Origin of the sequence: Microcoleus sp. Pol17C6 (assembly GCF_036701145.1) — a bacterium.
Taxonomy (GTDB): domain Bacteria; phylum Cyanobacteriota; class Cyanobacteriia; order Cyanobacteriales; family Microcoleaceae; genus Microcoleus.
Genome location: NZ_JAUBQH010000028.1, coordinates 75106 through 84841, shown reverse-complemented (window position 1 = coordinate 84841; position 9736 = coordinate 75106). Strand labels below are relative to the sequence as shown.

The following is a 9736-nucleotide window of genomic DNA, read 5'->3' as shown; positions in this document are numbered from 1 at the left end:
TTAATTAATCCGAAACATCTCAAAAACTGGTTTACTAATTGCTGCTACTGTACCTCATAACATCCGGAAGTGCTGTAGCATCAAGCTCCAGATCTAAAGTCTTTGCCCAGCAAGGAGTTCAGTGACCTGAATCCTTACTGGTAAACTACAGTATCCTGTAACGCACAATGACTATGGTGGGCCTAAAAATAAGGAGCAAAATGTTGTTGGAGAATTGCTAATTTTACCAGCAGAAATTGGCGTTTGGGATGGCAGTATCATAAAAACTATTTCAGGAGGCAATCAGATTGAACAAGCTTTAATATCTAAAGATGGTCGATGGAAACATGGTCGTTATGATGTTATTTTGTCTGGAGGTAGTTTTTCAAATAGAAGAAGTGAATCTCAAAAAGTAGGCGCATTTGATATTAATCTTTCCTTGTTGGCAATGGATATTTTTGCTGTGGCTGCTGGTTCCACTGGGAAAAAACCAATTGATGTAGCTCTTCTACTTAGTTCTGTTTCATTAGATTGCCAAAATGAATTAGCCTTGAATGCTAAAAACCCTATTTCTGCTTTTACTACTTTGAATTATTGCCTATCTAAAGCAGATAATTTAACTAAAATAGCGCAAGCAGTTGGTAAAGAAGATGAAGAAATAATTACCGAGGTTTTAAGCAAATTATTTCAATTTCAAGGTAAGGCTTGGGAACAATTCACCAAAAAAGTAGGTAAAGGAGGAGCCAGGGTTATCAATGTATTTGATAAAGGTGCTGCTATCAGTCGAATTGGAATATTCGGAAAATATTTAGATCATGAAAACTTGACTCAAAGATTTTATAGTGGTCAGTTTAATGTTATCGATCCTGCGAATGCAATTCAAGAAAAAATAGCATTATCTATTGATACAAATAGTGTGTTCTCTGGCAGATGGGTAGGATACCGCTCAGGCGATCAATTCGATAAAGCTTTTACTCTTCGCTTCACTAATTTTGATAAAATATCTGGAGAAATTATTGGTGAAATAACTGATCCTGATAGAAAAATGTATTTTCAAGGGAAAGTATTGGGAACACAACTGAATTTTACAATTACCAAATCAGATACTGGCATTGTGTGGGGAGATATGTTTCCAGATTACCTTAAGGGTACATTTTTCAGCCTTAGCCAAACGGCTACTCCAGGAGTGATGAAAGGAAGATTTAAACGTGATAATTCACTAAAATCCATAGAAGGAGATGTATATTTACGGTTGCCTTAATTCTCGTACAAAAATAAACTCAACTGAAAAATGGGGAGCAATCGCGTCTGCTTCTAGTCAAGAATTAGGGTGGTGTTGGGACTCTCTTACTCGTGAAGAAAGCGAGATAAGAGCCTTAGAGAATTGTCAAAAGCGTTTTGGCTCTTGTAGGAGTCTAGTGTCTTTCAATAATTGTGCAGCTTATGCAGTTGGTGAGCCTTTTGCAACTGCTAATTCAGCCGGATATTGGGCTACTAGCAATTCTCTTGAGACCACAAAAAACGGAGCTTTACAAGGATGTCAAACACAGGGAATTTGCAAAATTCTGACAGCTTTCTGCTCAGATGGTCGAGGTACTAATTAGAATAAATTTAATTTCAAAAAATAGCTCTCCAATTTCCCCTAGTATGCCATCAAAAATCATATAGTGTCACGATCACCCTGGCGATTTTTTTCATATTTTTAGTCAATTAAATCTCCTGCTTCTAATTCTTGTTATTCTCTATCTTCCTGGTAATGTTGCAACATTACCTCAGCTTGTTTTGCTAGAATATTTCGCCTCTCTTCTAGTGGCAATTGCATAAATTCTCTGCGACTGGGATAGTCGGCGAGTGTTGGTATTTCTCCAGCTATATCAATATCTAATGGCTGTGTTTTTCCTTCGGAAATTTCCTGTTGGGCGTGTTTTGCAGCCACAATCAGCGATTGTTGTGTGTTCTCACAATATAAATTCCACTGCTCTTCATCCCTTAAGTCTTCAAGATATTCTCGCAAATGTTCAACCACTTTGTCTTGAAGAGTTTATGGCAAAGATTCCATGATTTTGCCAAAAGTAGCGATCGCACTTGATGACATCAATTTATCCTCAAATATTGTTAAGAGTTCCGAAACTAAATTAATATGTAGCGTTTACCCATTTTACTACAATTTTCTCCTTTCATTCCAGCTACTCGATGAACAGCAATAGCAGCAGCTACCCCGCCCTCTCAACTCCAAATAGCCTATAATCAAAGCATCCTGCCAAAATCGCTTTCAACATATTTCCTGTAAACATAATCACAACAGTCAAAATCAACAACAAGCAATTATGAGCGGTACTGTTACATCCCCCAACAACCTCAACCAGCAGCGGCCACTCTCCACGGCATCCGCTGACACTTCCAGTTCCCTGCTGGCCGACTTCATCCAAGAAACACTCGCCTTAACCAAGCGCCTGTTTATTCAATTGCAGCGCCGCCCCTCGACGCTAGTTGCAGGCATTATTCAGCCGCTGATGTGGTTGGTTTTGTTCGGAGCTCTGTTTGAAAATGCTCCCGCAGGCTTGTTCGGCGAAAGCCAGAATTACGGGCAATTTCTCGGCGCTGGTGTAATCGTTTTTACTGCCTTTGCAGGGGCGCTGAATGCCGGTTTGCCGATTATGTTCGATCGCGAGTTCGGATTTCTCAACCGCTTGTTAGTCGCGCCGTTGGCTTCGAGATTTTCGATCGTCCTGGCTTCGGCTATTTTTATCGTCACCCTCAGCTTTATCCAAACCGGCACAATCGTTACAGCGGGAGCGTTTTTGGGCGCCGGATTCCCCGGAATTGCCGGACTGGGGGCGATCGCCCTAATTGTCCTGCTGTTAGTTTTGGGCGTCACCGGCTTGAGTCTGGGTTTAGCCTTCGCTCTTCCCGGCCACGTAGAATTAATTGCGGTAATTTTTGTTACTAACTTGCCGCTGTTATTTGCCAGCACAGCCCTCGCGCCACTGTCATTTATGCCAGAGTGGCTGCAAGTTGTGGTGACTCTCAATCCTCTGAGTTACGCGATCGAACCCATCCGCTATTTGTACCTGCACAGCGATTGGTCGCTAGCAAGTGTCGTGATGCACGCTCCTTGGGGTAATGTCACTTTTGGAGGAGCGCTGTTAGTATTGCTAGCCTTTGATGCGGTAGCGCTGCTGAGCATTCAACCGCTGCTGAGACGCAGGTTTGCGTGAGGAAGGGCGATCGTTTCACCTGCACCGTCAATTCTAGGACATGGCAATGCCCTGGATCGTGTCAACTTAACTTCAAACCTACTCAGAGACTGCTGTTTGGCGATTAGGCCCAGATCCCCCCTAACCCCCCTTAAAAAGGGGGGGACAAGAAGTGGTCAAAGTCCCCCTTCTTAAGGGGGATTTAGGGGGATCAGGTCTCCGATCAAAGCGAGATTTTTCAATGCTTCCAGGCTGGTTGTGGAAACGAGGAAGAGCAATGCCGTGCCCTTAGCCCCAGCGAAGTAATATAATATTTATTCGCAAGTCAGAATATTGTTTAGATAGAATTGTTTTTTTGAAAGTTCAACAAATAAATTATGAACACCAAAACTTCCAAATCGGGCAAATTAATGATGGGGATTGCTGCAAGCGCGATCGCATCCTGTGCTCTGTTATCGCCTCAAGCAAGCTTCGCTCAAGCCAGCGGTTTAAATAATGCCCAACCGCTGCAAGACTTTCAAACTCAAGACAATACCGACCCATTTTCCGGCCGCAGCAGCGGCAGCGGAATATTTGATTTAATTCACAGATCCAACTTGGGAGGCGGCCGCAGCATGGAAGAATTTAATAGCGAACAGCGCCAAAATTTGAACGATGCGGCCGCAGAATATCGGAACAAACAGCGCCTACTACTGGAAAAGCAAGCAGTACCTTCAGAAGGGGCGGCACCAGCAGAAATTACCGCCCCCGTCCCTTAAATTTACAACTGCTGTTTGCTCATTTCTCAGTCCGCGTGAGCGAAGCCAGCGCTTAGGCGGACTTCGTTTGTCTAGCAGCGATTTCAAGATCCGAATCTTATCTAAAAAGTATCGCCCTTAATCCCGTTCCAACCACGCGCGCATTTTACCCGGATTAAGCAAACCGTAAGGATCGACCAACTCTTTAAACTGCAACTGTTCCACATTAATACTTTTCATCCCTCCATCTTCCAATATATAAGTGTGAGGATTAGCAATCAGTGCGCCTTGCTCTTCGTGATAGCGAATAATTTCATTGAGCCGTGATTCCGTAGTGTAGCGAACTATTTGCAAAGCCGCCGCGATCGCCCTGCCATTCATCCGCAAAAACTCCAAGTGCATCATCACCTCATCCCCATAATAATTGTACAGTTCCTCAATCAATTTCAAACCTTTATCTGGGGGAAAAAGCGTCTGCAAATAAGTCAGAGACTGATCAGCGCTGCGAGCGTGCAGAGTTGTATGATTCCAAGTAAATTCAGCAATTGCTGCACCTTTGCTCGCTGCTTGCGCGTTTTTTTGATAGCAAATTGTGCCGCCATATTCGCGCACCAAATCTTGCAGCGGTTCCAGACAAGATTCAGCTACCATTAACAAAGCGCAGTGCTTACCTTCAGGAATCGCATCGCGGAAAGCACCAAAATAAGCCGGAATCGGCCAAGCACAAACACAAATTAGTTTTTTGATAATTCCGTCAGCATCGCCCAAAGCTTGACCGAAGTTAGCCGATGTCATAAAATCGTCAAAAGCGACGATGATTTCCGCCCAAGCATAAGCAGGGGCGAGGGGAATTTCTAACTCAGTAATAATCCCATTTGTGCCGTAAGCGTGATTGACTTTTTGCACTTCATCGCCGCGCAATTCGATGACGCGGGGCTCGTCTTCCATTGTAACTACTCGAACGGCATGAAGATTTCCCCGATCGCGCAATTGCCCGTAAGTTATCGAACCAATTCCCCCGCTACCGCCGCCGATAAATCCCCCAATCGTTGCGGTGCGATAGGTTGAGGGAACCATCCGCAATTCCCAACCAGTTTCTCGCGCTTGTTTGTCGAAAACCGACATTTTCACCCCCGGTTCTACGCAAGCTAAACCCGGTTTTATCCAGCGGATACTGTGCATTTTGGTGGTATCTAAAATGACGCCGCCCTTGAGGGGAATGCACTGCCCGTAATTGCCCGTTCCTGCACCTCTTACAGTTAGCGGAATTTTGGATTTGACGCAGGCTGCAGCAATCCGCAAAACTTCGGCTTCGCTGGCGGGACGAACTACTAAATCTCCTGTTTTATCACTTAAGAGAGGTTGCAAAACTGGACTGAAGTGATAATAGTCTTGAGACAGCTTGACAACTTGCGCGCGATCGCTAATTATTTCAATTCCCGATAGTTCCGAAGAAAAAGCATCCCAGTCAATACTTGGAATCGCATTTGCAGTCATTTTGTTTACTCCATACTCGCAGTATTATATATTTTCTCAAACATAACTTAGTAACATAAAATACTAACAGCAATGTTTCTGTAGCACCCTACATATAGAAGTTCTGCCTCTAGGACTACTTTTTTCAATTAACAAATCCCCCAAACACCGCCATACCGTAGTATTTCCAAGGCACTGCAACAGTGTCAAATCCCGATGATGCCAGCATTTCCAACTGTGCCGAAAGTGTAGCTAGGCGATCGGAATTAGAATAACCGTAAGAGACACTCGTCCCCACATTTGCGCGAATTTGTGCTAAGGTTTCCCCCTGATTTAGCGCCCAATCTTCTCGCGCCGCTTGATAAATATCTTTCATTGCTGCTGATTCTGCTAAAAGAGGATCGGCATTCCAAAAACAGCCACCAGCATTTAAACTTTCGCGAATGCGTTGAAACAATTTCAACTTCATCTCATCCTCAAGATGATGAATTGCCAGAGATGAAATGCAAGCATTGAATTTATCGCCCAAGCCAGAGAAATTTGGATTGTTTGCCCATTCTCCAAAATCCATTTCTATGCCAGTCCACCGGGCTGCGTATCCTGCCGACTCTATTTTGGCGCGGGCAAAATCAAGCATTCGCGGCGAGTAATCGACAGCAACTATTTCCGCAGATGGGTAGCGTTTGAGAACTTTTACAGTGAGTTCCCCGGTACCGCAGCCGAGTTCTAAAATGCGGTGGTTTGTGTTAGCAATGCAGCCTGCTAATACATCCAGCATTTCGTCATACTTAGGTAAAAGTCGCCGAATGCCGGTATCAAAATCAGCAGTATTGACGAAAACTTCTCCCGGAAAAATTTCGTTGTTAGTAGGTGAGACAGTAGAGTCAGAATTCACGATCGCCAACCATAGACTACAATTGCTATCCTAACCGAAATAGAACAAAAAATGCGTGAACTAGGGACACGGTAGTGCCGTGTCCTTACTCGATCATCTGTACTTCACTCAACAGAAAACCACTATCAAGTTATGCGTATTCTTACGGATAAGCGAAACACTCGCGGTAAACCATAATTAACCCTCGGTTGCACTCAAAGAGTCTTGCTTTACCCCGGAGGCCAGCAAAACACTCTGAACAAGCAGTGTTATGTTAGTAGTGCATAAATTCCAATCAAGATTAAACCTCTCGCTTGAGGATACCATGCGCCAGTTGATTTCTAGAATTCGGGCTGCCATCAGCCAATTAATTTACAAGCGAATTCTGCTTGCGGTAACAATTTTATTTTGTGTAGGTGTAGGAGTAGCGATGGCAAATATGTCTCGTCTTTCCTCAACCCTAATTGAATCGCAAGCCCTCCAAAATGCCACCCTCTATGCCCAAGCTGTTAAAGAAGCCCGCACCCTTTATAGTACGGATGTTGTCAATCCTCTCAACACTGCTAAAGCGATTAACTTTACCCACGACTACAACCCGACAAAAGTAGCAATTCCCGTACCGGCCACCTTCTTAATAGAACTGGGCAACCAGATTACCAACAAAAATCCCGAAGTATTACTTCGAGTCTACAGCGAGTACCCGTTTCCCTGGCGGCGAAAAGAAGGCGGAGTCCGAGACAACTTTGAACGGCAAGCTATTACCTATTTGACCAAAAATCCGAAAGAAAAATTTTTCAGAAGTGAAAATTTTCGCGGGAAGCCAGCGTTTCGATATGCCGAGGCCGATATTCTAACTCCTAGCTGCGTTAACTGTCACAATACTCACCGTGACAGTCCTAAAAATGATTGGAAAGTGGGAGATGTACGGGGGATATTAGAAATTATTCAACCTCTCGATACCATCACTAAAACTACTCAAAGTGAACTTAGGGGCCTGTTTTTACTGTTAGCAGGACTTTCAATTTTAGGCATCACAGGATTGACTTTATCGATCAGCAGGTTGCGCCAAAATGCTAAACAATTAGAACAGCGCGTCAGGGAACGCACGGCACAATTGCAAGAAACTAATGTAGAATTGCTGAAAGAACAGGAAAAGAGCGATCGCCTGCTGCTCAATATTTTACCCGAATCCATTGCTGCCAAGCTCAAAGACGGTCAAAGCAGTATTGCTGACGGCTTCGCAGAAGTCACGATTTTGTTTGCAGATATCGTGGGCTTTACGGTGCTTTCATCACAAATATCTCCCGAAGAATTGCTCAAGTTTCTCAACGAAATTTTTTCAGCCTTCGATGGTTTAACGGAAAAGTACGGCTTGGAAAAAATCAAAACAATTGGAGATGCTTACATGGTAGTGGGAGGTTTGCCCAATCCCAGCAGCAACCACGCGGAAAGCATTGCGGAAATGGCTTTAGATATGCAGGAGGAATTAGCAAAATTTAATGCCAAACATCATACAGGAATTAACATTCGCATCGGCATCAATACCGGGCCTGCAATTGCGGGGGTTATTGGCACTAAAAAATTTATTTACGACCTCTGGGGCGATGCCGTCAATACAGCAGCCCGCATGGAATCCCACGGGATTGCCGGCGCGATTCAAGTCACACAATCAACTTACGATATCTTGCAAAATAAGTATCTGTTTGAAGACAGAGGAATTATCCACATCAAAGGTAAGGGCGATATGAATACTTATCTGCTTGCAGGCAGGCTAGTCAGCGCAGTTTCGGTTTAATTTGTTTATTATATTATTAAGGGGTATGCTACTTAGTCCGAAGTCATCAGTCATTCGTTGTTAGTCGTCAGCCAAGAACTAACAGTTAATAACTGCTGGCTGTTGACTACTGACAATTACAGGAATTACACAGGAGATTTGAGAACCCGGTTTCTGCGCGGTTGCTTCGTTGACAAACCAAAAATTTATTACGAGAAACCGGGTTTATTTTTCTATGTCCTACATTAGCCATTTGCAAAATAGTAAGTTTTATGTTATTGCGGATTTTATCATTTTTGAAATTTTTCAAATCTCGCTTGTCTAGGCAAATAGCTTTGTGGGTATTTGCTAGCATTCTTGTCATAGAGGGAATTATTTTAGTTCCCTCTTATTTTCGGCGAGAAAATGAACTTTTAAGTCAATTGGAACAGGTATCTCGCGCGACTGTTGATTCCCTAGAGTTTGTGCTTCAACAAGATATTTCCGATCGCACTTTTTTGCAAGAAGAAGTAAAAAATATTACTAAAGATTCTCAAGTAGTGTTAGGACTATCTATTTACCAAGCTAACGGTGAGCTAATATATACACTTGGCGAACCGCCAGAAATCAGTTTAAAGCAACTAAAAAAAGCTCGTATAGTTCACAGTCACAAGTTTGATGGCAAGCGCTACGATATTGCTTGGACGGAGCGACATTTTGGAGGCGATTACATCTTAATTGTTCGCCACGATGCTTCCACCGTTCAACCGGAACTCTACGCATTTATCGGGCGGATTGCCGTTCTAGTCATCATTATATCAGCCTTTGTCACTTCTGTTACTATGTTTTTTTTAGGGGTGACAGTAATTTCACCTCTTTTGAGATTGCGCGATGACTTGATCGCTGCCGGAGATGCTTTGAGCAAAGATCGAGAACAACCTGATTTCTACTCTCTGTCTGTCAAACGGGATGACGAGTTAGGAGAACTCATGGTCGCATTTAATCAAATGTTTCACCGAGTTTACAAGGAAATTGCACAGCGGAAACAAGCTGAGGAAGTATTGCGCGCCGAACAAGAAAAGTCGGAACGTTTATTACTAAATATATTACCGGTAATGATTGCAGATCGCCTAAAACAAGGTCAGATAAATATTGCGGACGGATTTGCCGAGGTTACGGTTTTGTTTGCTGATATTGTGGGCTTTACCGAAATATCTTCGCGCACGTCTCCTGAAGAATTAGTAGAATTACTTAACAAAATATTTTCATCTTTCGATAGGTTGAGCGAACAATATGGCTTAGAAAAAATTAAGACGATAGGCGACAATTATATGGTAGCAGGCGGTTTGCCGCTTCCCTGTAAAAATCACGCCGAATCTATTGCCGAAATGGCGCTGGAAATGCAGCAAGAAATTATGAAATTCCGCGACGAATGCGGTAAACCTCTCAATATCCGCATTGGCATTAATACTGGGCCTGTTGTAGCAGGTGTCATCGGCACTAAAAAGTTTATTTACGATTTGTGGGGAGATGCTGTGAATACAGCAAGCCGCATGGAATCTCAGGGGCTTCCGGGTAAAATTCAAGTTAGCAAATCAACTTATGAGTTGCTGTGCGACAAGTATTTGTTGGAAAAGCGCGGTAAAATTAATGTTAAAGGCAAAGGATCTATGACGACTTATTTGCTCAAAGGCAGAAAATTGTAACTGACAATTTTAAC

The 9736-nt window shown here is 43.3% G+C and carries 8 protein-coding genes and 2 pseudogenes; 7 read left to right on the top strand and 3 right to left on the bottom strand.

Translation table 11 applies throughout. The annotated features are described in order from the left end of the window. Positions 1-214: 214 nt before the first annotated feature. Positions 215-1240 (top strand): hypothetical protein, encoded by a 1026-nt coding sequence (locus QUA25_RS15835; protein ID WP_333039414.1) that lies wholly within the window; start codon positions 215-217, stop codon positions 1238-1240. Then, the gene (locus tag QUA25_RS29505; RefSeq protein WP_445242220.1) at positions 1218-1583 is read left to right on the top strand and encodes a DUF4189 domain-containing protein; all 366 of its coding nucleotides are present in this window, start codon (positions 1218-1220) and stop codon (positions 1581-1583) included. The genes QUA25_RS15835 and QUA25_RS29505 overlap by 23 nt, the downstream gene beginning before the upstream one ends. Positions 1584-1714: 131 nt before the next feature. Here the strand turns inward: QUA25_RS29505 and QUA25_RS15830 are convergent, their stop codons facing one another. Then, on the bottom strand, positions 1715-2005 hold the full coding sequence (locus QUA25_RS15830; protein WP_333039413.1) for a hypothetical protein: 291 nt from the start codon (positions 2003-2005) through the stop codon (positions 1715-1717). Between the two features lie 301 nt (positions 2006-2306). Between QUA25_RS15830 and QUA25_RS15825 the strand changes: the two genes are divergently transcribed. Together QUA25_RS15825 and QUA25_RS15820 are read left to right on the top strand one after the other, a co-directional pair. Beyond that, positions 2307-3197 carry an ABC transporter permease gene (locus QUA25_RS15825; RefSeq protein WP_333039411.1) on the top strand — a complete coding sequence of 297 codons (891 nt, stop codon included), beginning with the start codon at positions 2307-2309 and terminating at the stop codon, positions 3195-3197. A 356-nt stretch (positions 3198-3553) separates the two neighbouring features. Beyond that, positions 3554-3934 (top strand): hypothetical protein, encoded by a 381-nt coding sequence (locus QUA25_RS15820; protein ID WP_333039409.1) that lies wholly within the window; start codon positions 3554-3556, stop codon positions 3932-3934. Positions 3935-4051: 117 nt separating this feature from the next. Here the strand turns inward: QUA25_RS15820 and QUA25_RS15815 are convergent, their stop codons facing one another. Together QUA25_RS15815 and QUA25_RS15810 are read right to left on the bottom strand one after the other, a co-directional pair. Further along, entirely contained in the window at positions 4052-5410 is a 1359-nt protein-coding gene (locus tag QUA25_RS15815; RefSeq protein ID WP_333039406.1) for an FAD-binding oxidoreductase, read from the bottom strand. A 124-nt stretch (positions 5411-5534) separates the two neighbouring features. Continuing rightward, positions 5535-6284, bottom strand: coding sequence for a class I SAM-dependent methyltransferase (locus QUA25_RS15810; RefSeq protein WP_333039404.1), 750 nt, complete (start codon positions 6282-6284; stop codon positions 5535-5537). A 250-nt stretch (positions 6285-6534) separates the two neighbouring features. Between QUA25_RS15810 and QUA25_RS15805 the strand changes: the two are divergent. The 3 genes and pseudogenes from QUA25_RS15805 to QUA25_RS15795 form a co-directional block, all read left to right on the top strand. Next, positions 6535-7203, top strand: a pseudogene (locus tag QUA25_RS15805) (Tll0287-like domain-containing protein); the annotation flags it as partial. A gap of 135 nt (positions 7204-7338) precedes the next feature. Then, a pseudogene (locus QUA25_RS15800) lies at positions 7339-8058 on the top strand (adenylate/guanylate cyclase domain-containing protein); the annotation flags it as partial. 251 nt (positions 8059-8309) lie between these two features. Next, complete coding sequence (locus tag QUA25_RS15795; protein WP_333039402.1) at positions 8310-9722, top strand: adenylate/guanylate cyclase domain-containing protein; 1413 nt, start codon at positions 8310-8312, stop codon at positions 9720-9722. Positions 9723-9736: the final 14 nt, after the last annotated feature.

Bases quoted from the DNA above. Each gene is read 5' to 3' on its own strand.
- QUA25_RS29505 (WP_445242220.1), top strand. From the start codon at position 1,218: ATGTATATTTACGGTTGCCTTAATTCTCGTACAAAAATAAACTCAACT.
- QUA25_RS15825 (WP_333039411.1), top strand. From the start codon at position 2,307: ATGAGCGGTACTGTTACATCCCCCAACAACCTCAACCAGCAGCGGCCA.
- QUA25_RS15820 (WP_333039409.1), top strand. From the start codon at position 3,554: ATGAACACCAAAACTTCCAAATCGGGCAAATTAATGATGGGGATTGCT.
- QUA25_RS15815 (WP_333039406.1), bottom strand. From the start codon at position 5,410: ATGACTGCAAATGCGATTCCAAGTATTGACTGGGATGCTTTTTCTTCG.
- QUA25_RS15795 (WP_333039402.1), top strand. From the start codon at position 8,310: ATGTTATTGCGGATTTTATCATTTTTGAAATTTTTCAAATCTCGCTTG.